The 21,714-nt window shown below is 60.4% G+C and carries 20 protein-coding genes and 1 tRNA gene; 9 read left to right on the top strand and 12 right to left on the bottom strand.

The features are described from left to right. On the top strand, positions 1-195 hold a 195-nt coding region (locus FN835_RS18005; protein WP_281285422.1), incomplete at its 5' end, for a glycerol-3-phosphate dehydrogenase C-terminal domain-containing protein. Here FN835_RS18005 and FN835_RS18000 read toward each other — a convergent pair. The 12 genes from FN835_RS18000 to FN835_RS17955 form a co-directional block, all read right to left on the bottom strand. After that, positions 192-1,148: an NAD(P)H-dependent flavin oxidoreductase gene (locus FN835_RS18000; protein WP_142664629.1), complete on the bottom strand. Its 957-nt coding sequence runs from the start codon at positions 1,146-1,148 to the stop codon at positions 192-194. The genes FN835_RS18005 and FN835_RS18000 overlap by 4 nt on opposite strands. A 66-nt stretch (positions 1,149-1,214) precedes the next feature. Next, the gene (locus FN835_RS17995; protein WP_142664628.1) at positions 1,215-2,270 is read right to left on the bottom strand and encodes an aldo/keto reductase; all 1,056 of its coding nucleotides are present in this window, start codon (positions 2,268-2,270) and stop codon (positions 1,215-1,217) included. A 14-nt stretch (positions 2,271-2,284) separates the two neighbouring features. Further along, a tRNA-Sec gene (locus tag FN835_RS21335) sits at positions 2,285-2,380 on the bottom strand. 7 nt (positions 2,381-2,387) lie between these two features. Then, complete coding sequence (selB, locus tag FN835_RS17990) at positions 2,388-4,265, bottom strand: selenocysteine-specific translation elongation factor (protein ID WP_142664627.1); 1,878 nt, start codon at positions 4,263-4,265, stop codon at positions 2,388-2,390. After that, positions 4,262-5,593, bottom strand: coding sequence for an L-seryl-tRNA(Sec) selenium transferase (selA, locus tag FN835_RS17985; RefSeq protein WP_142664626.1), 1,332 nt, complete (start codon positions 5,591-5,593; stop codon positions 4,262-4,264). Before selA ends, selB begins: the two co-directional genes overlap by 4 nt. Then, on the bottom strand, positions 5,593-6,489 hold the full coding sequence (gene fdhE, locus FN835_RS17980) for a formate dehydrogenase accessory protein FdhE (RefSeq protein ID WP_142664625.1): 897 nt from the start codon (positions 6,487-6,489) through the stop codon (positions 5,593-5,595). The genes selA and fdhE overlap by 1 nt, the downstream gene beginning before the upstream one ends. A 34-nt stretch (positions 6,490-6,523) precedes the next feature. Beyond that, entirely contained in the window at positions 6,524-7,210 is a 687-nt protein-coding gene (locus FN835_RS17975) for a formate dehydrogenase subunit gamma (RefSeq protein WP_142664624.1), read from the bottom strand. Beyond that, complete coding sequence (fdxH, locus tag FN835_RS17970; RefSeq protein ID WP_142664623.1) at positions 7,210-8,187, bottom strand: formate dehydrogenase subunit beta; 978 nt, start codon at positions 8,185-8,187, stop codon at positions 7,210-7,212. The genes FN835_RS17975 and fdxH overlap by 1 nt, the downstream gene beginning before the upstream one ends. Then, positions 8,184-10,655, bottom strand: coding sequence for a formate dehydrogenase-N subunit alpha (gene fdnG, locus FN835_RS17965; protein WP_484217489.1), 2,472 nt, complete (start codon positions 10,653-10,655; stop codon positions 8,184-8,186). The genes fdxH and fdnG overlap by 4 nt, the downstream gene beginning before the upstream one ends. A 12-nt stretch (positions 10,656-10,667) precedes the next feature. After that, positions 10,668-11,267: a molybdopterin-dependent oxidoreductase gene (locus FN835_RS21945; protein WP_221930469.1), complete on the bottom strand. Its 600-nt coding sequence runs from the start codon at positions 11,265-11,267 to the stop codon at positions 10,668-10,670. A gap of 147 nt (positions 11,268-11,414) precedes the next feature. Next, positions 11,415-12,491: an FAD-binding oxidoreductase gene (locus FN835_RS17960; RefSeq protein ID WP_142664621.1), complete on the bottom strand. Its 1,077-nt coding sequence runs from the start codon at positions 12,489-12,491 to the stop codon at positions 11,415-11,417. Then, positions 12,491-13,729 carry an aromatic ring-hydroxylating oxygenase subunit alpha gene (locus FN835_RS17955; protein WP_142664620.1) on the bottom strand — a complete coding sequence of 413 codons (1,239 nt, stop codon included), beginning with the start codon at positions 13,727-13,729 and terminating at the stop codon, positions 12,491-12,493. The genes FN835_RS17960 and FN835_RS17955 overlap by 1 nt, the downstream gene beginning before the upstream one ends. 60 nt (positions 13,730-13,789) lie before the next feature. Between FN835_RS17955 and FN835_RS17950 the strand changes: the two genes are divergently transcribed. The 8 genes from FN835_RS17950 (at position 13,790) to FN835_RS17915 (ending at position 21,709) form a co-directional block, all read left to right on the top strand. Then, positions 13,790-13,975, top strand: a complete 186-nt coding sequence (locus FN835_RS17950) for a hypothetical protein (protein ID WP_142664619.1) — start codon at positions 13,790-13,792, stop codon at positions 13,973-13,975. A 20-nt stretch (positions 13,976-13,995) separates the two neighbouring features. Continuing rightward, entirely contained in the window at positions 13,996-14,976 is a 981-nt protein-coding gene (locus FN835_RS17945; protein ID WP_246098792.1) for a TAXI family TRAP transporter solute-binding subunit, read from the top strand. A 402-nt stretch (positions 14,977-15,378) separates the two neighbouring features. Further along, positions 15,379-15,825, top strand: a complete 447-nt coding sequence (locus FN835_RS17940) for a CopD family protein (RefSeq protein ID WP_142664617.1) — start codon at positions 15,379-15,381, stop codon at positions 15,823-15,825. Positions 15,826-15,946: 121 nt separating this feature from the next. Then, the gene (gene rho, locus FN835_RS17935) at positions 15,947-17,218 is read left to right on the top strand and encodes a transcription termination factor Rho (RefSeq protein WP_142664616.1); all 1,272 of its coding nucleotides are present in this window, start codon (positions 15,947-15,949) and stop codon (positions 17,216-17,218) included. A 17-nt stretch (positions 17,219-17,235) separates the two neighbouring features. Continuing rightward, positions 17,236-18,495: a tRNA uridine-5-carboxymethylaminomethyl(34) synthesis GTPase MnmE gene (mnmE, locus tag FN835_RS17930; protein ID WP_142664615.1), complete on the top strand. Its 1,260-nt coding sequence runs from the start codon at positions 17,236-17,238 to the stop codon at positions 18,493-18,495. A 1-nt stretch (position 18,496) separates the two neighbouring features. After that, positions 18,497-20,365, top strand: a complete 1,869-nt coding sequence (gene mnmG, locus FN835_RS17925) for a tRNA uridine-5-carboxymethylaminomethyl(34) synthesis enzyme MnmG (RefSeq protein ID WP_185958742.1) — start codon at positions 18,497-18,499, stop codon at positions 20,363-20,365. Then, the gene (gene rsmG / locus FN835_RS17920; RefSeq protein WP_142664613.1) at positions 20,362-20,940 is read left to right on the top strand and encodes a 16S rRNA (guanine(527)-N(7))-methyltransferase RsmG; all 579 of its coding nucleotides are present in this window, start codon (positions 20,362-20,364) and stop codon (positions 20,938-20,940) included. The genes mnmG and rsmG overlap by 4 nt, the downstream gene beginning before the upstream one ends. Next, positions 20,933-21,709, top strand: coding sequence for a ParA family protein (locus tag FN835_RS17915; RefSeq protein ID WP_142664612.1), 777 nt, complete (start codon positions 20,933-20,935; stop codon positions 21,707-21,709). The genes rsmG and FN835_RS17915 overlap by 8 nt, the downstream gene beginning before the upstream one ends. Positions 21,710-21,714: the final 5 nt, after the last annotated feature.

Here is a 21,714-nt window from a genome sequence, read left to right as displayed (position 1 = left end):
TCTGACGCCACCGACCTTGGCCGCGACTTCGGCGCCGGCCTGACCGAGGCCGAGCTGCGCTGGTTCACAACCCACGAATTCGCAACAACCGCAGAAGACGTCCTGTGGCGAAGAACAAAGCTGGGCCTGAGGATGACGGTGGCACAGCGCCAAGCGGTGCAGGACTGGCTGGCGCAGCGGCGCGAAGCGGCCTAAAGCGCGGCCACCGCCTGTTTCGCCTGCGCATATTCCGCAGCCAGCCGGTCGATCATAGCCGCCGCTGGCTGCACGTCATACACCGCGCCGATCCCTTGGCCCGCCCCCCAGATCTGGCTCCAAGCCTTTGCCGAATTGAAGTTCATGGCCGACGGGTCCGAGGTTTCCAGACCCGTGGGGTCCAGCCCGGCGTTGCGGATCGAAGGCGCAAGGTAATTGCCGTGAATGCCGGTGAACAGGTTCGAATTCACGATGTCCTCGGCCCCTGACGACACGATCATCTGCTTGTAATCATTGACGGCATTCGCCTCGGACGTGGCAATGAACGGACTGCCGATATAGGCCAGATCCGCCCCCATCACCTGAGCCGCCAGCACCGCGCGCCCCGTCGCGATCGCACCCGACAGCAGCAAAGGCCCATCGAACCATGCGCGGATTTCCTGGATCAGCGCAAATGGCGATTGCGGCCCGGCATGGCCGCCCGCGCCCGCCGCCACCGCGATCAGCCCGTCTGCGCCCTTGTCGATGGCCTTCCGGGCAAAGGTGTTGTTGATGATGTCATGCAGCGCGATGCCGCCGCAATCATGGGCTGCCGCGTTCACCTCGGGGCGGGCGCCAAGGCTGGTGATCCAGATCGGCACCTTGTGGCGGTGGCAGATCTCGATGTCGCGTTCCAGCCGCGCATTGCTGCGATGCACGATCTGGTTCACCGCGAAGGGTGCTGCGGGATGGTCGGGATTGGACTGGTTGTGGCGGTCCAGTTCCTCGGCGATGCGGGTCAGCCATGCATCCAGCAAGGGCGGCTCACCATCTTTTTCGCGGGCGTTCAGCGCCGGGAAACTGCCGACGATCCCGGCCTTGCATTGCGCGATCACCAGATCCGGCCCCGAGACGATGAACATGGGCGAGGCGACGACGGGAATGCGCAGATTGGCAAGGATGGGCGGTAGCATGGGATCCTCCGGTGGTTTGGCAGCAGGTTGCCCGGCGGGCGGCCCGCTGCCAATGGTGCCGTGGCGTTAGAAGGGCAGCGGGTGGTCCTTGTTCACATGGTCGATCTCGCGCAGCGCGTCGTCTGACAGGACCAGGTCGATGCCGGCGATCAGGTGGGCCAGCTGTTCGCGCGAGGTCGCGCCGATGATCGGGATCGACTTGAAGGGCCGCTGCCGGGTGAAGGCAATCGCCATATGGATCGGATCAAGCCCCAACTGCCCGGCCAGCGCGTGATAGGCCGCGACCGCATCGGGTGCGCGTTTGCTGCGGCGGCCGCCCAGATCGCCGGGGCCGCCGGTCGCCAGATCGACGGCGGCGCGGCTGCCTTCGGGCGGGGTGCCACCCACGTATTTCCCGGTCAGCAGACCCGCTGCAAGGCAGGAATAGGCCAGAAGCGTCACGTCCTCGTTCACCGCGGTTTCGGCCAGATCGGTATCATAAAGCCTTGCCAGCAATGAATATTCGTTCTGGATGGTCGCGACGCGGGGCGCCCCGATGCGTTCGGCCACGTCGATCCAGCGGGCCGTGCCCCAGGCGGATTCGTTCGACAGGCCGAAGGCCCGGATCTTGCCAGCCTTCTGCGCCTCGGCGATTGCGCCAAGCACATCGGCCATGTGGTCCAGCGTAGCCTGGCGATCCTGCTTCGAGGGGTCGTAGCGCCAGTTCTGCCGAAAGCAATAGCTGCCGCGCACCGGCCAGTGCAGCTGATAGATGTCGATATGGTCCGTTTGCAGCCGCTTCAGCGAGGCGTCGATGGTCTGGCGGATGATCGCGCCATTGAACCCCTCGCGCCGCACCTTGTCGCTGGGGCCCGAAACCTTGGTCGCGATCTCGACCCGGTCGCGATTGCCGCGGCTGGCCAGCCATTCGCCGATGATTTCCTCGCTGCGGCCAACGGTTTCGCGGCGCACGGGATTTACAGGATACATTTCCGCGGTATCAAGAAACGTGATCCCCGCATCCAGCGCCATGTCCATCTGCATCTGTGCGTCGGCCAGATCGGTTTGGTTGCCAAATGTCATGGTTCCCAACGATACCGCGCTGACCGCGACACCGCTGCTTCCTAGCGTCATACGTTGCATCACTATCCCTTTATTGGCGGAGGGGAATGGGAGTCGAACCCACCCGAGACAGGCTCGCTGCCTCAACCGGATTTGAAGTCCGGCCGCCCCACCGGGGACGATTCCCTTCCAATTCCTTCAGTCCGACCTGTCCGGTGTGAACATGTCGATACGGTGTGGATTGATGCGCCGCAGATCGCCGCGACGCAAGGTTAGACCGAGCCTGTCGAAAAAGTCGAGAATCTGGATCGCCACCTTGCGCCCGTTCTGCATGCAGTCGCGAAAGGCAGGGGCGGTGAACCAGCCGTCATCCACGGGAAGGTTGCAAAGGATCGTGATCATTTCGACCGTGGTGGCGCGGGCAAAGAAATGGTCATGTGCAATCTGATCGACGCGGCCCTGTCGCGCAGCCATGCGCAGGATACGGCGGATTTCAGGCTCATCCGCGTTCAGACTTCCTGCGAAATCGCGCACACGTGGCGGACGGAAACGCGTTTCGCCGCCAAGCTGCGGCATGATCTGCGCCAGCAGCGCCTCATCCGCGTCGGACAGGCGGGGCAGGTGACCGGGCAGGCGGACGAAGGCACCGTCCAGTGCAATACGCTGGACCGCAGCTTCGGCCCGGATAAAGGCGGTGAAATCGGTTTTCGGGATGCGCGGCGTCAGGATCAGGCGCAGGCGTTCACGGCCCATGCCTTGCAGATCGGGGTATTCCAGATGGAACGCTGCCAGTTCGTCCTGCATCCGCTGGCGCAAGGCGTCGAGGCGGGCCGGAGCAAGCGCCTGACGTGTTCCGGGGATCAAGGCGATTTCGCTTGTATCCAGCGCTGCCCGCGCATGGTCACGGGCATAGGCTTCCAAATCCACCAGCGTCAGGTTCGCCAACACAGGCAAAGAATGCATGGCGTGCAGGATCGCCAGTCGCTCGGGCCGGGCGCGGCGGCGGGCGGGCGGGCGCAGGTCGATCAGGTGACCGCCGCCGATGGTCCTGCGGGCCGACACGTCTCGCAGGATGAAGCGTTCCCCGGCGGTCGCGGCGACGGGGCGGTCCAGCACGATCTGCGCCAAGGCATTGTCGCCGGGTTGCAGCGGCCCCTGCAACGGCACGATCCGCGCACCGACTTCGGCGGCACCCAGATGCAGGCGGGCAGGGAACCATGTCGTCAGCGACTTCGGCTCGGATGGCAGGACGCGCAGCATCACGTCGATACGCTGGGTCGGCGCGTGCAGCACCGGGTCCAGCGCCACATCGCCGCGACGGATGTCGTGATGTGCGGGGCCGGTCAGGTTCAGGGCACAACGCTGCCCCGCCAACCCGGCATCGGCCTTGCGGTTTTGCGCATGGATGCCCCGCACCCTAGCGGACAGGCCCAAGGGGCTGATGGCAATCTGATCGCCCACCGTAACACGGCCCGACAGCACGGTGCCGGTGACGATCGTTCCCGCGCCGGAAATGGTGAAGCTGCGGTCGATGGCCATGCGAAAGCGGTGATCGGTTGCACGGGCCAGCGTCATGGTTTCCTGTTGAGCCAAGGTCTTGCGCAGTATGTCCACACCTGCGCCGGTCAGGGCCGAGACCGGGATGACGGGGCTGCCCGCCAGCGTCGTCCCCGTCAGCAGATCGTCGATTTCCACCGTCAGTCGCGCAATCCGATCATCATCATCGGCAAGGTCGGCCTTGGTCAGTGCGACGATGCCGCGGTTGATGCCCAGCAGGTCAAGGATCGCCAGATGTTCGCGCGTTTGCGGCATGATGCCGTCATCGGCGGCGATGACCAGCAGCGCCAGATCGATGCCGCCCGCGCCGGCCAGCATGGTATGGACGAATTTCTCGTGCCCCGGCACGTCGATGAAACCGGTGATCGCGTCCGCACCCAGGTCGGCATAGGCAAAACCAAGGTCGATGGTGATGCCACGTGCCTTTTCTTCGGCCAGACGGTCGGCGTCGATGCCGGTCAGGGCTTTGACCAGCGCGGTCTTGCCGTGATCGATATGGCCCGCCGTGCCGACGATCATGTCAGCGCGTCAAGCAGCGCTGCGTCGTCGGTCAGGCAACGCAGGTCTAGGATCAACGCGCCGTCATGGATGCGCCCGATAATCGGGGTTTGCAGGACACGCAGGTGGGCGGCCAGCCCTTCGGGGTCGGGGGTCAGGGCAAGGGCGGCGCTGGGGATCGTCTTGGTTGGCAATGCACCCGAGCCGATCTGACTTTGGCAAGGGGTGACGCGCACCTGACAGCCAAGCGCCGCCGCCACCTGCGGGGCAAGGCGCTCGGCCTGCGCGCGGATCTCAGCCTCGGGACGGGACAACATGCGCAGGGTTGGCAGGCGCTCGGCCAGACGGTCGGGGTCGCGGTAAAGGCGCAGCGTCGCCTCGGTCGCGGCGATGCGCATCTTGTCCAGACGCAGGGCGCGTTTCAGCGGGTTCCTGTTGATCCGCGCGATGATGTCACGCCGCCCGACGATGAAACCTGCCTGCGGCCCGCCCAGCAGCTTGTCGCCCGAAAAGGTGACGACATCCGCGCCCTCGGCCACCGCGTCGGCCACCGTGGGTTCGGGCGCAAGACCCCAGCGGCGCAGATCGACCAGCGTCCCCGAGCCAAGATCGTTGACCAAGGGCAGCCCGACCTGATGCGCGATTTCGGCCAGTTCGGGGGCAAGAACTTCCTTGGTGAAGCCCTCGATCCGGTAATTCGAGGTATGCACCTTCATCAGCAGGCCGGTATCGGGGCCGATCGCGTCACGGTAGTCCTTGGTATGGGTGCGGTTCGTCGTGCCGACCTCGCGCAGTTTGCAGCCCGCCTGCTCCATGATCGCGGGCATCCGAAAAGCACCGCCGATTTCGATCAGCTCGCCACGCGACACCACGACCTCGCGCCCCAGCGCCAGCGTGTTCAGCACGATCAGCACGGCGGCGGCATTGTTGTTGACGACGGTGGCATCCTCGGCCCCGGTCAATTCGCACAGCAGGGCGCGCAGATGGCTGTCGCGTTCGCCGCGCCCGCCGGTATCAAGATCGAATTCCAGCGCGGCGGGCGCGCGCATTGCAGCGGTTGCGGCATCGATGGCGGCATCGGCCAAAAGCGCGCGACCCAGATTGGTGTGCAGGACGGTCCCGGTCAGGTTCAGGACCGGGCGCAGATTGGATTGCGCCTGCGCCGTCAGGGCGGCGGCGGCGGCGGTCAGGATAGCTGCGGTATCCGGCAGCGGATCGGGCCGATCATTGCGGATACGCGCCAGTTCCGCCCGCAGCGCATCGGTGACGGTGGCGCGGCCATGCCCGTCGATCAGCGGGGCCGCATCCGCCAGCAGACGATCAACCGAGGGCAGGGCGCGCAGGTCCATCAATACCCCACCAGAAAAGGGTTGAACCCGCCGCGTACCCATTCCGTGTCGCGCATCATCAGATCCAGACCAAGGCTGGCCACGTCATCGGCCATCGCCTCAAGCGTGGGGTTCTTGTTCTGATACATGATCTTGACCCAATGGCCGCATTCGCGACAGCACTCGGCTTTGACGGTCGCGTCTTCGGTCTCGACCGAGCGATAGGTGATGCCCTTGGTCGATCCGCAGCTGGTGCATTTCACGCGAACTTCGTTCCAAAGCGTCTGACACGTGGCGCAGGCGCAGTAGCGCGCACCCTCGGCCCCGATGTTTTCGGTCACAAGGCTGACGGCGGGCCTGCCCCCACATGCGGGGCAGGTTCCGGTGCGGATCGCAACCAGTTGTTCCACGTGAAGCATCGCAGCCAACATCGCCGCATGGACCTGAAGCGCAGCGGCGGCGAAAAGATGCGGGGCCACGCTGTCTTCGGGAATCCTGTCGGTCAGCACATTGGTCAGCACCCAGTCGCGATCGGCAGGTCCGGCATCGCGCAGCGCATCCAGCGCCAATCGCGCGGGGGCGGGCATATCCAGCGCGGTCAATTCGCCGATTAGCGCATCCAGCGCGGCGGAAAGACCGGCATGCATCCGGTTGCGATCCAAGGGCGGCATATGGTTCGCGCGGGCAAGCTCGATCCCTTCGGGCGCGGGCGGTTCGGGCAGACTGCCTGCGACCGCAGCCTGCGCGCGGGCGATGCCGCCCAGAAAGCGCAGATAGCCCGCAAGATTGGGATTGTGCCGCGCCAGAAATCCGAAACGCTCGGCTCGGGTGGTGAACAGTGCCACCGGGTCGGGCAGGCGGGCCAGAGGCACCTTGGCCACGCCACCGATCATCGAGGGGTCGGGTTTGGTATTCATGGCATTCCCAGGCCGGACCGGCCACCTGTTTCAATTATTCTGCCGGGTCGCGCTTTTCGCGTCCAGCCAGTTCACGCAGCCATTTGCGGTGGTGCCGCCATGCCCAGCCGCCGGTCACGGTGCCACGCGTCATGGCCCGCAGCGTGCCACGCGTCCAGATCGCGGCATAGACATGCAGGATGAAGATCAGGATGATCGCCACCGCCGCCAGCGAATGCACCAGCACGGCCACCCGGCGCACCGGGATCGAAACGAGCTGCGGGAAATACTGTTCCCAGATCATCACGCCCGAGCCGATCAGCACCACGATCAGCGCCGACATGCCCCAGAAGATGAATTTCTGCCCGGCATTATACTTGCCAAGCTCGGGCAGCTTTTCTTCCTCGCCGCGCACGACATCGCCGATATGGCTGACCCATGTGGCATCTTCGGGGCGGGGCAGGTTCAGCCGCCACAGTTGCAGGAACAGGATCAGGAAGCTGAGAAACAGCAGGATGCCCACAAAGGGGTGCAGCCAGCGCGTGACCTGCCCGCCGCCGAACAGCGCGGTCAGAAAATAAAGCGAGGGGTGGAACAGCGCCATACCCGACAGCAGCAACACGATCAGGCTGGCGGCCGTGACCCAATGGTTCGCGCGGGTGAAGCCGCGATAGCGGCTGACCGTGACGGGGGCGGTGGTTTCGATATGGTCGCCCGACTGGGAATAGATGCGCCGTGCCATCATGCATCCCTTTCGCTGCGTTCGACCAGTTCCTCGGCCTCATGCTCCTCGGCGGCGCTGACCTGATTGGCGCGGCCCAGCAGCCCGTGCAGGATCGAGCCGACCGCCGCCAGACCGATGGCTGCTAGACCGACGGTCTTGGTTGCGCCCTTCCAGCCCTCGACCACAGGCGAGATGCGGGGCGCCTCGGGCAGGTTGGAATACAGCGCGGGCTTGTCGGCATGGTGCAGCACGTAAAACACATGCGTGCCGCCGACGCCTTCGGGGTCATAGATGCCCGCATTGTCATAGCCGCGGGATTTCAGATCCTCGACCCGCGCCTCGGCATGGGTCAGCATATCCTCCTTGGTGCCGAAGACGATGGCTTGCGTCGGGCAGGCCTTGGCGCAGGCCGGACCCTGACCCACGGCCACCCGGTCCGAACACAGGGTGCATTTATAGCTTTTGTGGTCGGCCTTGCTGACGCGCGGGATGTTGAACGGACAGCCGGTCACGCAATAGCCGCAACCGATGCAGTTGTCGTGGATGAAGTCCACGATACCGTTCGTGTATTGCACGATAGCGCCGGGGGCGGGGCAGGCCTTGAGGCAGCCGGGGTCTGCGCAATGCATGCAGCCGTCCTTGCGGATCAGCCATTCGAATTCGCCGGTATCCGGGTTGTCGTATTCGGTGAACCGCATCAGCGTGAACATGTCGGGCGTCAGGTCATGCGGGTTTTCATACATGCCGACGTTATGTTCGATCTCGGGGACGGTATCGTTCCATTCGGCGCAGGCCGACTGGCAGGCCTTGCAGCCGATGCATTTCGACACGTCGATCAGCTTGGCCACAGGGGTCAGTTCGCGTTCCGGCGGCGCAAGATCGGGCATGGCCGAGGCGCGCATCACATCCCCCGCGCCAAGGTTCGCCTTCATCGGCTGGATCGGCGGATTGGATACCGCCGTCCGTGGGCTGTCGACATTCGGGTCTGTGGTCATGACACCGCCTCCGTCGTCGCTGGCTCAATATTCACAAGGAACGCCTTGTATTCCGGCGTCTCGATATTGGCGTCGCCGACGAAGGGGGTCAGGCTGTTCGGCCCAAAGCCCTTGCGGGCGGCGCCCATGAAGCCCCAATGCAGCGGGATGCCGATGACATGCACCAGCTTGTCCCCGCATTGCAGCGGCCGCAGGCGGCGGCTGACCAGTGCCTTGGCCGTGATCGAGCCGCGCTTGGACCAGACCCGCACCGTGCCGCCTTTCGCGATGCCCTTTTCGGCGGCGAGTTCGGGGCTGATCTCGACGAAGAATTCGGGTTGAAGGGCCGCGTTGATGCGGTTGTGCTTGGTCCAATAGTGGAAATGTTCGGTCAGGCGATACGAGGTCGCGACGAACGGGAATTCGTCACTGGTCCCGAACTGCTCGGCATCGCTGACGAAGACCCGCGCCACCGGATTGCCGACCATCTTTTCGTTGAAGACGTTGGGGATGGGGCTTTCGAACGGCTCCATATGGGTGGGGAACGGCCCATCCCGCATCAGCCCGCGCGTGAACAGGCGGGACATGCCTTCCTGATTCATGATGAAGGGGCCGACATCGCCGGGCTTGGCCGTGGGCGAGATGTCGGGCACGTCGTAACCCTCCCACTTCTCGCCGTTCCACTCGATCAGCTTGCGGGCGGGATCCCACGCCTTGCCCTCCAGATCGGCCGAGGCGCGGTTATACAGGATCCGCCGGTTCATCGGCCATGAGAAGGACCAGTTCAGATAAGTCCCGGTATCATCGGGGTCGCTGTTGTCGCGCCGCGCCATGATATTGCCGTCCTCGGTCCAGCAGCCGGCAAAGATCCAGCAGCCACCCATGGTCGAGCCGTCGTCGCGATACTGTCCGAAATTCGCCAGCTGCTTGCCCTGAGCGGCGACCAGCTTGGTCTTGTCGGTCAGGTCATAGACATCGGCCAGCGCGCGGCCGTTCATCTCCTTCGCCAGTTCCTCGGCTGTCGGATCAAGCGGGTCGGCATAGTCCCATGTCAGGTTCAGAATCGGTTCGGGCAGCACGCCGCCTTCGTCCTGATACAGCTTGCGCACCCGCTGGAAGATCTGCGCCATGATCCAGGTGTCGCGCTGCGCCTGACCGGGGGGCGTGCCCGCCGCCCAGTGCCATTGCAGCCAACGCCCGGAATTGACCAGTGAGCCGTCATCCTCGGCAAAGCTGGTCGTGGGCAGTTCGATCACCTCGGTCTGGATCGAGGCGGTGTCCACGTCGTTATATTCGCCGTGGTTTTCCCAGAAATGCGCCGTCTCGGTTTCCAGCGGGTCCATGGTGACCAGCAGTTTCAGTTTGCTCAGCGCCGCCGTCACCTTGCCCCGGTTCGGGAAGGCAAGGATCGGGTTGAAGCCCTGGCAGAAGTAATTGGTGATCTGCCCGGCATTCATCAGCTCGAACATGCGCAGCACGTCATAGGCGGGCACGTCCAGCTTGGGCAGCCAGTCATAGGCCCAGTCGTTTTCCGCAGTCGCAGCACTTCCCCACATGGACTTCATGAAGCTGACCATGAACTTGGGATAGTTCTGCCAATAGCTGGTCTGGCCCGGACGCAAGGGCTTGAACTGGCGGCTGGACATGTAGGTCGTCCAGTCCGCCTCCTTCTCGGTCGGGATGTTCAGGTAGCCGGGGATCAGGTTCGACATCAGGCCAATGTCGGTCAGCCCCTGAATGTTCGAATGGCCGCGCAGCGCGTTCATGCCGCCGCCCCGGACGCCGATATTGCCAAGGATCAGCTGCAACATCGCCATGCCGCGGATGTTCTGCGCCCCCTTGGAATGCTGGGTCCAGCCAAGGGCATACATCGAGGTCATGGCCTTGTCGGTGGCCGAGCATTCCCCGATCATCTGCACGATCTTCAGGAACCGGTCCTTGGGCGTGCCGCAGACCTGTTCGACGAGTTCGGGCGTATAGCGCGAGACGTGATCTTTCAGCAGGTTCCAGACGCAGCGCGGGTTTTCCAGCGTCATGTCGATCGCGGCAAAGCCGTCATCGCCGATGACGTAATCCCAGCTTGATTTGTCGTAGTCGCGTTTTTCCGGGTCGTAGCCGGAAAAAAGCCCGTCCTGCCAGCCGAACTCATCTTTCACGATCAGCGCGGCATTGGTGTAGTTGCGGACGTATTCCCACTGCACCTTGTCGTTCTGGATCATCCAGTTGATCGCGGCCATCAGGAACACGATGTCCGATCCGGGCCGGATGGGGGCATAGTAATCCGCAACCGACGCGGTGCGGGTAAAGCGCGGATCGACCACGATCAGCTTGGCGCCACGATGCGCCTTTGCCTCGGTCACCCATTTGAAGCCGCAGGGATGGGCTTCGGCGGCATTCCCGCCCATCACGATCACCAGATCGGTGTTCTTGATGTCGGTCCAGGGATTGGTCATCGCTCCGCGGCCGAATGTCGGGCCCAAACTGGACACCGTGGGGCCGTGTCAGACGCGCGCCTGATTATCGAATCCTACGATCCCCATGGCGCGTACCGTCTTGTAGGTCAGCCATGCGGTTTCGTTCGTGGTGGCCGAAGCGGCCAGAAATCCTGTGGTCGTCCAGCGGTTCACCGTCACGCCCGCATCGTTTTGCAGGATCATGTTGGTGTCGCGGTCGTCCTTCAACGCGCGGGCGATCTTGTCCAGTGCCTCATCCCAGCTGATCGATTCGAACCGATCCGCGCCGGGGCGGCGGATGCGGGGTTCGGTCAGCCGGGTCTGGGCGTGAACCGTATCCTTCAGCGCCGCACCTTTCGGGCAAAGCGTGCCACGGTTCGTCGGGTGGTCGGCATCGCCTTCGATATGGACGATCTCGGCCTTTTCGCCGGCAGCCACATCGCCCTTGGAATAGATCAGGATGCCGCAGGCGACCGAGCAATAGGTGCAGGTGTTGCGCACTTCGGTCGTCGAGGCCAGCTTGAAGGCACGCACATGCGCCGCCTCTGCCGCCTCTGCTTCACCAAAACCCATAGCCCCAAGCGAGGTTGCCGCGACACCCGCACCGGCCAGCTTCATAAAGCCGCGCCGTGAGAGGTCGATGTTCATCGTGCCCTCCTTTGCCTGTCATATAGATAGGTACGGGGAAAGGATGACTCTGGGCCAGCCGTTCTGTCAACCGCGACGGCAAAGGGCGCACCGAATTGGCGCGCCCTCAAGTGTTTGTTATTCGATATGTTTTTTAGAACACATCGGTCAGACTTCGACAGTCACTGACCCGATCGGGTTGGAACAGCAGGCAAGGATATAGCCCTCTTCGATGTCCTCATCGGTGATGCCGCCGTTATGGACCATGTGCACATCGCCCGCCGTCTTGCGCACCTTGCAGGTGCCGCAAAGGCCAAAGGTGCAGCCCGACGGGATGTTCAGGCCATTGGCCTTGGCGACAGCCAGCACGGTATCCGTCTCGTGGCATTTCGCCGTAACGCCCGAAGCCGAGAAGGTGACCTGCGCCTGACTTGCCTCATCGGGGACCACATCGTCGATCTCGGGCGCTTCGGCTTCGTTGCGGACCGGCGCGCCGAAGCTTTCCTGATGATAGCGATCCATGTCGAAGCCAAGGGCGACCAGCATGTCACGCACGGCCTGCATGAACGGTTCGGGGCCGCAGCAGAACACCTCGCGCTCCAGATAATCCGGTGCCATCAGGCCCAGCATGATCTGGTTCAGACGCCCGCGATAACCGTGCCATGCGCGGAAGGGGTCGTTCTCCTCGACCGTGAAGCGCAGTTGCAGGCCAGGCACGCGGTCGGCCATCTGTTCAAGCCGCTGGCGAAAGATGATTTCGCTGGGGGCTTTCGCTGCGTGGACGAAAACGATGTCCGGCATTTCACCGGAGTCCCAAGCCCATGTCGTCATCGACATCATCGGCGTGATGCCCGATCCCGCCGAGATCATCAGGTATTTCGGGGCTTCGTGCCGGACGAAACTGAAGATCCCGGCAGGCCCGAATGCCTTCAGCTTCATGCCCGGACGCAGGTGATCCAGCATCCAGCGCGTCCCGATGCTGTCAAACTGCGCCTTGACCGTGACCGAGATCGACAGAGGCCGCGACGGGCTGGAACTGATCGTATAGGTGCGCTGCACGTTCCCGCCGGGGACCGGAAGATCCAGCGTGACGAACTGGCCAGGGTGATAATCGAACCACGCCCCCGAGGGCGAGCGGAAGGTAAAGGTGGCCGTGTCCGAGGTTTCGGGCACCACCATCGCACATTCCAGCGGCTCGTCGTCACGCCACGGCCTGTCGCCGAAAGCCTTGATGTGGACCGCCATTATTCCGCCGCCATCGCCGGGCTGGGCGTCAGACGCTCAGTCATCTTGTCGCAATACCAGTCCACGAACTGGACCACGCCCTCTTCCTGGATCATCGAATAGGGGCCGGGCTCATAGGCCGGGGACAGGATGCCCTTCTGGTTTTCCTCGACGACCTGACGGTCTTCGTCATTGGTGTTCAGCCAGACACGGGTCAAGGTTTCGATATCGTAATCGACGCCTTCGACGGCATCCTTGTGAACCAGCCAGTTGGTGGTGACCTGCGTTTCGGTCGGGCTAATCGGCAGAATGCGGAACACGATGGCATGGTCGGCCAGGAAATGGTTCCAGGTGTTCGGATAGTGGAAGAACAGCAAGCTGCCCGCGTCGTTGAACGGCATCTGGCCCATGCGCTTGGCCGACGCCGCCTTACCCGAAAGCGTATAGCTTTCAGCGTTGTTCAGCAGCGGAATACGCGCCAGACGCCACTGCATCTTGGGATGGTTGACGAAACGCGAGGGCAGGCCGACCTCTTCGCAACGCTTCCAGTGGTCCAGAATGTCGGGGCTGGCGCTGTCCGGCCCTTCCATCGCGGTCATGGAGGGGTTGTCCGAATAGGTCCGGCACAGCGAGGGGTGCGAACCGCCGCAGTGATAGCATTCGCGGTTGTTTTCGATGACCAGCTTCCAGTTGCCATTTTCCACGATGGTCGAGGAGAAGGCGATCTTGGAATCAGCAAGCGCCGAGGGCGCCAGATAGGTCATCAGCTGCTTGGCCAGATCACCGATTGCGGGCGGCACCTCGGCCAGACAGATGAAGACCATTCCGTTGATGTCGACGCAATGGATCGCTTTCAGACCGAATTTCGAAGGCTCGAAATCGTCGCCCATATCACGGGCATATAGCAGCTTGCCGTCAAGCTCATAGGTCCACTGGTGATAGGGGCAAACCAGTTTGGCCGTAGAGCCATTGGGCTTGGAGCAAAGGCGCTGCCCCCGGTGGCGACAGACGTTGTGGAAGGCGCGCACCTTGCCGTCGCCGCCGCGAATGATCAGCACCGGATAGGCACCGATCTGCAGCGTGGCGTAGTTGCCGGTTTTCGGCAGTTCGCAGGCGGGAACGGCGAACAGCCATTCCTTATACCAGATGTTTTCCAGATCGGCCTGAAGCACGCCCGCGTCGCTGTAAAGTTCGCGCGACAGCGAAAAGTTCTTTTGCCGATTGGCGAGGTGGGACAGAATTTCAGCGTTGTTCAACATGGCTCGATTCCGGTGGCTGGAGCAGTGGCGTCCTATGGGGCGAACCTGCATGTAATTTGGATGTCGTATTTTACCAAATACGACATTTTGACGGCGGAATTTGACGCAGGGAAAACGACGCTGCGCTGCGCGGCAGATTTTTCGCTGACCACGGGGGAAGATGCTGCAATATCCGGCATGTTCTCACGTCTTTGCGATGCTGCGGCGCCGCGCATGGCGCATGATCTTTTGGGAAGGCCCAGATGATTTCACGACGGAACATTGGATTGACCGGATTGGCCTTTCTGCTGAGCGCAGGGCGGCTGAACGCGCAGGCTCCACGCTTTTTCAGAATCGGGACCGGCAGCACAGGCGGCACCTATTTCCCCATCGGCAGCCTGATCGCCAATGCCGTCTCGGCCCCGCCAGGGACCCCGGTTTGCGACAATCCGGGCGATTGCGGCGTTCCGGGGCTGGTGGCGTCTGCCATCGCAACGGGTGGATCGGTCGCAAATGTCCATGCCATCGAGGCGGGACGCCTGGAATCCGGGCTGGTTCAGGCGGATGTCGCGACGTTTGCGCATTCGGGTTCAGGCATCTGGCAGGGCAAGCCACCCGCAAAGCTTCTGCGCGCCATCGCCAATCTTTATCCCGAAACAGTGCATCTGGTTGCGTCCCGTGCGTCGCAGATCACCGCAATCGGCGACCTGATCGGCAAACGCGTCGCGTGGGGCGAAAAGGATTCGGGCACGCTGGTCGATGCCGGATTGATCCTTTCGGCTGCGGGGATCGCCCCAGACCAGATCGAGGCGTCTTATCTGCCGCTGGAAACCGCCGCCATCGCGTTGCAGGACGGCAAGGTCGATGCGCTGTTCTTTACTGGCGGCCCCCCGGTCCCGGCGATCGCCGTGCTGGCAAGCCGCGCCGATCTTGACTTCATTCCGATTTCCGGCGCCCTACGTGACAGGATCGTCGCGGAAAATCCCTTCTTTGCAACCGATCGGATCGTGGCAGGCAGCTATCGCCAGCAGGAAATGCCGGTCGAAACCATCTCGGTTGGTGCGCAATGGGTCACATCGGCTGATCAGCCCGAAGAACTGATCCATGACATCACCCGCGCCCTTTGGAGTCCCATCCATCGGCGCATGTTCGATGCCGGACATCGCCGCGGCGAATCTATCCAACCCGCAAATGCGCTGATGGGCATTACCATTCCGCTGCATGATGGCGCTGCACGTTACTATCGCGAAAACCACCTGATCCGCTGAAATCCGGCCAACGGGGACAACCCTGTGGAGGAATCGGGGCGACTCAGGGGCTGGGAGATGTGGGAATCTTTGAGGCGCGTTTGAGCCTGTGGATCACCATGCAGAACGTCAGGCGAACGACCGCAACTTCTCCACATGTCGAAAACTCCGTAGGCATCTTCCACAGATTGTGGACAAGAAAAATCTTCACAAACTTATCCACAAGTTAACACTTTCTAGTAATATGATTTATAATGAAAAAATACCTCTGTCAAATCAGGGGCGCTAGTTTTCCCCATCCGGATCAACTGGGGATTTTCGGCGTGGAACAAGGATTTCCAGTTATCCTCAGGGCCTATAACTACATCATCCTTCTTTATCTTTCCTTTTATTTAAGAAAGGAGACGGCTCTGGAGGCGCAACATGATCGATTTCCTCGCTTCGGCTTATCCTTGGGTGAAAGCACTTCATGTCATGGCGGTGATCGCCTGGATGGCGGGTCTGTTTTATTTGCCACGGCTGTTCGTCTATCACGCCGAGCGCGGTCAGAACGGCGCCGAGCCGGCAGCATCCTTGATCATAATGGAAGAAAAGCTGCTTCGGCTGATCATGAGCCCGGCAATGATCATGGCCTGGACTGCAGGATTGATGCTTGTTGCAACGCCGGGAATCGTAAGCTGGTCAATGGTTTGGCCTTGGACCAAAGCCACCGCAGTTATCGCGATGACGGGGTTTCACATGTGGCTTGCAGTGCAACGCAAGGCATTGCTTGCGGGGCAAGGGCTGTCAGGCCGCAGCTATCGGATGATGAACGAGTTGCCGACTTTGCTGATGGTGGTGATCGTTCTTTCCGTGATCGTGAAGTTCTGAAGAATTGACTCAGACGACAAGAATCCCTATCTGAGCCGCATCCGCCGTCCGGCGCGATGCTTTCCATCGAATATTTCCTGAGCGACCCGACCCGTCGGTGCGTCGCCATTATGGGCCCGAAATGAGCGAAGAACGTCTTAATCTGTCCGATCTGAAGGCCAAGAGCCCGGCCGACCTTCTTTCCATGGCGGAAGAGTGGGAGATCGAGAACGCCTCGACCATGCGTAAGGGCGAGATGATGTTCTCGATCCTGAAGGAGCATGCCGAGGAAGGCTATGAGATCGGCGGGGACGGCGTTCTGGAGGTCGTGCAGGACGGCTTCGGCTTCCTTCGCTCGACCGAGGCGAACTATCTGCCGGGACCGGACGACATCTATGTCAGCCCCGATATGATCCGCCAGCATTCGCTGCGCACCGGCGACACGGTTGAAGGCGTCATCCGCGCGCCCGGCGAGAACGAACGTTATTTCGCGCTGACCCGTGTCGAGAAGATCAACTTTGAAGATCCCGAGAAGGCGCGCCACAAGGTCGCCTTTGACAACCTGACACCGCTTTACCCGAATGAGCGGCTGAAGATGGAAATTGAAGATCCGACCATCAAGGATCGCTCGGCACGCATCATCGACCTGGTGGCACCAATCGGGAAGGGCCAGCGTTCGCTGATCGTGGCACCGCCGCGGACCGGTAAGACGGTCCTGCTGCAAAACATTGCCCATTCGATCGAGAAGAACCATCCCGAGTGCTATCTGATCGTTCTGCTGATCGACGAGCGCCCGGAAGAGGTTACGGACATGCAGCGCTCGGTTCGGGGTGAAGTGATCTCATCGACCTTCGATGAGCCTGCAAGCCGCCACGTGGCCGTTTCGGAAATGGTCATCGAAAAGGCCAAGCGGCTGGTCGAGCACAAACGAGATGTTGTCATCCTTCTTGACTCGATTACCAGACTTGGCAGGGCGTTCAATACTGTGGTGCCAAGCTCGGGCAAGGTGCTTACAGGTGGTGTTGACGCGAATGCTTTGCAACGTCCGAAGCGTTTCTTCGGCGCCGCGCGAAATATCGAAGAGGGCGGGTCGCTGACCATCATTGCGACCGCGCTGATCGATACCGGATCGCGCATGGACGAGGTGATCTTTGAAGAATTCAAAGGCACCGGCAACAGCGAGATCGTCCTTGACCGCAAGGTCGCCGACAAACGGGTGTTCCCGGCAATGGATATTCTGAAGTCCGGCACCAGGAAAGAAGAATTGTTGGTTGATTCCAAGGACTTGCAGAAGACCTACCTGCTGCGCCGGATTCTGAACCCGATGGGGACGACGGATGCGATCGAGTTCTTGATCTCGAAGCTGAAGCAGACAAAGACAAACGGCGAATTCTTCGATTCGATGAACGCCTAGACAGGCCGAGGCATGATATGGACACGATCTTTGCCGAGGCCACACCGCCCGGCCGTGGTGGTGTCTCTGTAATCCGCTTGAGCGGACCTGATGCGCTTGCAGTGGCTGAGTCCTTGGCAGGGCCAATGGCGCAGCCCCGGCATGCCTATTTTCGGGCATTGCGCGATGATGCCGATCTGATTGATCGAGCCTTGGTATTGTGGTTCGAGGAAGGCGCCAGCTTCACGGGGGAGCAGGTGGTCGAGCTGCACCTGCACGGTGCACCTGTTATCGGTGATCGGCTTGCGAAGGCACTTATCTTACGCGGATTGAGGCGTGCCGAAGCGGGCGAATTCAGTCGTCGAGCCTTTTTGAACGGACGCATGGACCTTGCCGAGGCCGAAGGTCTGGCTGATCTGCTAGCCGCAGAAACCGAAGCTCAACGCAAATTGGCTATGCGGTCGGCAGATGGTGAACTGGGGCGGCAGGTGGATAAGCTGCGCAGTTCGCTGATCCGGGCGGGCGCACTTATCGAAGCGAGCATCGATTTCGCTGATGAAGAGGTTCCAGAAGAAGTTCCAGCCGAAGTTTTTGATCTTATAAGCCTTGTGCGGAGCGAGATCGAGCAGATGCTGGATGGGTATCCAGCAACCGAACGTCTGCGGCAGGGCTATGAAGTCGCTATTGTAGGACCTCCCAACGCTGGAAAATCGACTTTGCTGAACAAGATCGCACAGCGTGATATTGCGCTGGTGTCGGATATTGCAGGTACGACAAGAGACATAATCGAGCTTCGGACCGATCTTCGGGGATTGCCAGTCACATTTCTAGATACTGCAGGACTAAGGCAAAGTAGCGATCCAATCGAAGCAATGGGTGTTGCCCGTGCCGAAGAACGTGCGAAAAGCTGCGATCTGCGGATTCATTTATCTGAGAACGGCGAGCCTATCACCGATGTGGCCGATATCGACCTGATCGTCCGCTCAAAGGCAGATGTAGTTCAGGTCGATGGCTTAGCTATATCTGCAATGACCGGAGCAGGAGTCGCAGAACTTCTGGATCTGGTATATGATAGACTTCGCGTGAAAGCCGCTGACTCGGGGTTGGTTGGCCATAAGCGCCAAGCCGAAGCGTTGTCCAAGGCGCTTTACGAGTTGCGGGTTAACAGGAATATGCCGCCGGAGTTCTTGGCCGAGTCGCTTCGTCAGGCCGCATTCTCTTTGGCGGCTATGGTTGGGCGTGTGGATGCGGAGGATTATCTCGACGAGATTTTCTCTTCGTTCTGCATTGGGAAATAGGATGTTTCACGTGAAACAGTTTGACGTCGTCGTAGTGGGTGGAGGTCATGCCGGACTTGAGGCGGCAATGGCATCGGCGCGCATGGGTGCGAGCACCGCATTGGTGACGATGCGGATCGAAGACATAGGAACGATGTCGTGCAACCCCGCCATAGGTGGTTTGGGGAAGGGCCATCTGGTACGTGAAATCGATGCGCTGGATGGCGTTATGGGTCGGTTGGCGGATGCGGCCGGGATACAGTTTCGCTTGTTGAATCGGCGAAAGGGTCCGGCAGTGCAGGGGCCGCGCGCCCAAGCTGACCGGAAGCTGTATCGGGCAGAGGCACGCGCCGCCGCCGAGGCACAACATCAACTTGAGATCGTCATTGGCGAGGTTGCCGCACTTTCCCATGATCGCGGACATGTTCAGGGCATTACTCTTTCTGACGGCCGCGAGCTTGTAGCTGGTCAAGTGGTCATTACGACCGGGACGTTTCTGAACGGGCTCATTCATATTGGTGACGAAAAACGCCAGGCGGGCCGTTGGGGCGACAAAGCCGCTGTTTCGCTGGCGACATCTATCTATCCGCTTGGCCTGCCGCTGGGGCGGCTTAAAACAGGCACACCGCCCCGAATAGAAAAAAGCAGCATCGACTGGGATAGCCTTGAAAAACAGCCGGGCGATGAAGTGCCGGTCATGTTCTCATATCTGAATGAACTGCCGGTGGCGCGTCAGATCAGTTGCGCGATAACGCACACAAACTTGAAAACGCATGAGATCATCAGAAATAACTTGTCGCGATCTGCAATGTATGGCGGCCGGATAGATGGGGTAGGGCCGCGCTATTGTCCTTCTATCGAAGATAAGATCGTGAGATTTGCGGATAAGTCCTCGCATCAGATCTTTCTGGAACCGGAAGGCTTGGACAGTGAGTTGGTGTATCCCAACGGTATCTCAACATCCTTGCCCGAAGATGTCCAGTTGGACTATGTCAGGTCCATTGACGGACTATCGGAAGCGGTTATCGTTCAGCCTGGCTATGCTGTTGAATACGATTATGTTGACCCGAGGGCGCTGAAGCCGTCGCTTGAGGTGAAAAAGCTTGCTGGTTTATTCTTGGCCGGTCAAATCAATGGAACGACAGGCTATGAGGAGGCTGCGGCACAAGGGCTTGTCGCGGGATTGAACGCAGCACTACGTGCGCAGAACCGGGCACCTTTGCATTTCAGCAGATCGCAAAGCTATATTGGCGTGATGATCGACGACCTAATTAATCGAGGCGTTAGTGAGCCCTACAGGATGTTCACCTCACGAGCGGAGTTCCGACTCAGCTTGCGCGCTGATAATGCAGACCAACGCCTGACACAGTTAGGTATTGATCTGGGCTGTGTCGGCGACCGTCGAAAAGCGTATTTCTCTGATAAAATGACGCAATATCATGCTGCACGACAACGCGCGCAAGCCGTCACATATACGCCCACTGAACTCGGCAGACTGGGGATGGAGGTTCGGCAAGACGGCGCAAGGCGTAGTCTTTTTTCGTTGCTGAGCCAGCAGGTTATTGCTCGCGAGCAAGTCCTTGGGCTGGACGAAGCACTTGCGTCATTTGACGCTAAAACCCTCGATCAAGTTGCTACAGACGCGCTGTATCATCAGTATACGGAACGGCAGGACAGGGATGCGGAATTGCTTCGCAAAGAGGAGGCAACGCACATCCCGGAGCGTTTCGACTATAGCGCTGTCTCAGGATTGTCGAATGAGTTGAAAGACAAGCTCAATCGGAATCGACCTACCACTATTGCGGCGGCAGCGGTTATTGAGGGTATGACGCCCGCGGCCCTAACGCTGCTGATCTCAATCATCAAGGCCGGAGCCCGTCGTTCGGCATGAATGTTTCACGTGAAACACAGTTGCTGCAGCAGTTTGCTGTTCTGCTTCGGAAGTGGAACCCCGCAATTAATTTGGTGTCGCCCAACACGGTTTCGGAAATTGAATCACGCCATATAGAAGATAGTCTTCAGATTTCTGCATTTGCAGCCGGTGCATCGGATTGGACGGACATCGGAAGCGGGGGCGGTCTTCCGGGTTTGGTTCTTGCAATTTCCAGACCGGCATTAGCAGTGACGCTTGTTGAGAGTGATCAACGAAAATCAGCTTTTCTACGGACCGCCATAAGAGAGTTGGGATTAAACAACGTGCGGGTGATCTGTGACCGGATCGAAGCCGTTGATCCTTTAGGTGCCGCTAATCTCAGTGCCAGAGCACTTGCCCCTCTGCCGCTTCTGTTGTCATATGCTGTAAGGCATCTTGATCCTGCAGGGACAGCTTGGCTTATGAAGGGGAAAAACTGGGCACCCGAGGTTGAACAGGCGCGGGTTGACTGGGTCTTTGATGTTGAGAGCTATCCAAGCAAAACTGACCCTGATGCGGTTATCCTGAAGATTGCGGGTATTAAACATGTCTGAAACTAGGGTTATCGCCGTAGCCAACCAAAAAGGTGGCGTGGGTAAAACGACGACTGCGATAAATCTGGGCGCTGCGCTTGCCGAGCTTGGTAAGCGAGTCACCGTAGTAGACTTGGACCCTCAAGGAAACGCATCCACAGGTTTGGGTGTGCCACCGGAAGCGCGCGAACGCAGCTCTTATGATTTGATCATTGACGATCTGGAGATTGTCGATTGTGTTATCCCCACGGATATTCCCAACCTGTCTCTGGTGCCATCCAGCAGGGATCTTGCCTCGGTAGATTTTGAGATTTCCAACCGACCAGGCAGGACGCAGCTCCTGCGCCGAAAACTGGCGACGCGAATTGACACGGAATATGTCTTGATCGATTGCCCCCCTGCGCTGGGGCTGCTGACAGTGAATGCAATGGTCGCCGCGCAAAGCATATTAGTGCCATTGCAGGCTGAATTTTATGCGCTTGAGGGACTGTCTCAGTTGCTCATGACGGTCCGAGAGGTTCGGCAAACTGCGAATCCAGATCTCCGTATCGAAGGTGTGCTGCTGACGATGTCGGATAACCGCAACAATCTCTCGCAGCAGGTTGAAGCCGACGCTCGCAATACATTATCCGGGCTTGTCTATAAAACTGTAATCCCGCGGAATGTGCGGCTATCCGAAGCGCCCTCCCATGCGATGCCTGTTTTGCAATATGATCCCAATTCAAAGGGCAGTGTTGCCTATCGTGAATTGGCTCAGGAATTCCTATCACGACAACTTGCGACCGCCTAAGGAGA

It is taken from the genome of Paracoccus laeviglucosivorans (assembly GCF_900182695.1).
Taxonomy (GTDB): Bacteria; Pseudomonadota; Alphaproteobacteria; order Rhodobacterales; family Rhodobacteraceae; genus Paracoccus; species Paracoccus laeviglucosivorans.
The sequence above is the reverse complement of the archived record's forward strand: the minus strand, read 5'-3'. Positions and strand labels throughout refer to the sequence as shown.

Bases quoted from the DNA above. Each gene is read 5' to 3' on its own strand.
- FN835_RS18000 (WP_142664629.1), bottom strand. From the start codon at position 1,148: ATGCTACCGCCCATCCTTGCCAATCTGCGCATTCCCGTCGTCGCCTCG.
- FN835_RS17995 (WP_142664628.1), bottom strand. From the start codon at position 2,270: ATGCAACGTATGACGCTAGGAAGCAGCGGTGTCGCGGTCAGCGCGGTA.
- selB (WP_142664627.1), bottom strand. From the start codon at position 4,265: ATGATCGTCGGCACGGCGGGCCATATCGATCACGGCAAGACCGCGCTG.
- selA (WP_142664626.1), bottom strand. From the start codon at position 5,593: ATGGACCTGCGCGCCCTGCCCTCGGTTGATCGTCTGCTGGCGGATGCG.
- fdhE (WP_142664625.1), bottom strand. From the start codon at position 6,489: ATGAATACCAAACCCGACCCCTCGATGATCGGTGGCGTGGCCAAGGTG.
- FN835_RS17975 (WP_142664624.1), bottom strand. From the start codon at position 7,210: ATGGCACGGCGCATCTATTCCCAGTCGGGCGACCATATCGAAACCACC.
- fdxH (WP_142664623.1), bottom strand. From the start codon at position 8,187: ATGACCACAGACCCGAATGTCGACAGCCCACGGACGGCGGTATCCAAT.
- FN835_RS21945 (WP_221930469.1), bottom strand. From the start codon at position 11,267: ATGAACATCGACCTCTCACGGCGCGGCTTTATGAAGCTGGCCGGTGCG.
- FN835_RS17960 (WP_142664621.1), bottom strand. From the start codon at position 12,491: ATGGCGGTCCACATCAAGGCTTTCGGCGACAGGCCGTGGCGTGACGAC.
- FN835_RS17955 (WP_142664620.1), bottom strand. From the start codon at position 13,729: ATGTTGAACAACGCTGAAATTCTGTCCCACCTCGCCAATCGGCAAAAG.
- FN835_RS17950 (WP_142664619.1), top strand. From the start codon at position 13,790: ATGTCGTATTTTACCAAATACGACATTTTGACGGCGGAATTTGACGCA.
- FN835_RS17940 (WP_142664617.1), top strand. From the start codon at position 15,379: ATGATCGATTTCCTCGCTTCGGCTTATCCTTGGGTGAAAGCACTTCAT.
- rho (WP_142664616.1), top strand. From the start codon at position 15,947: ATGAGCGAAGAACGTCTTAATCTGTCCGATCTGAAGGCCAAGAGCCCG.
- mnmE (WP_142664615.1), top strand. From the start codon at position 17,236: ATGGACACGATCTTTGCCGAGGCCACACCGCCCGGCCGTGGTGGTGTC.
- mnmG (WP_185958742.1), top strand. From the start codon at position 18,497: ATGTTTCACGTGAAACAGTTTGACGTCGTCGTAGTGGGTGGAGGTCAT.
- rsmG (WP_142664613.1), top strand. From the start codon at position 20,362: ATGAATGTTTCACGTGAAACACAGTTGCTGCAGCAGTTTGCTGTTCTG.
- FN835_RS17915 (WP_142664612.1), top strand. From the start codon at position 20,933: ATGTCTGAAACTAGGGTTATCGCCGTAGCCAACCAAAAAGGTGGCGTG.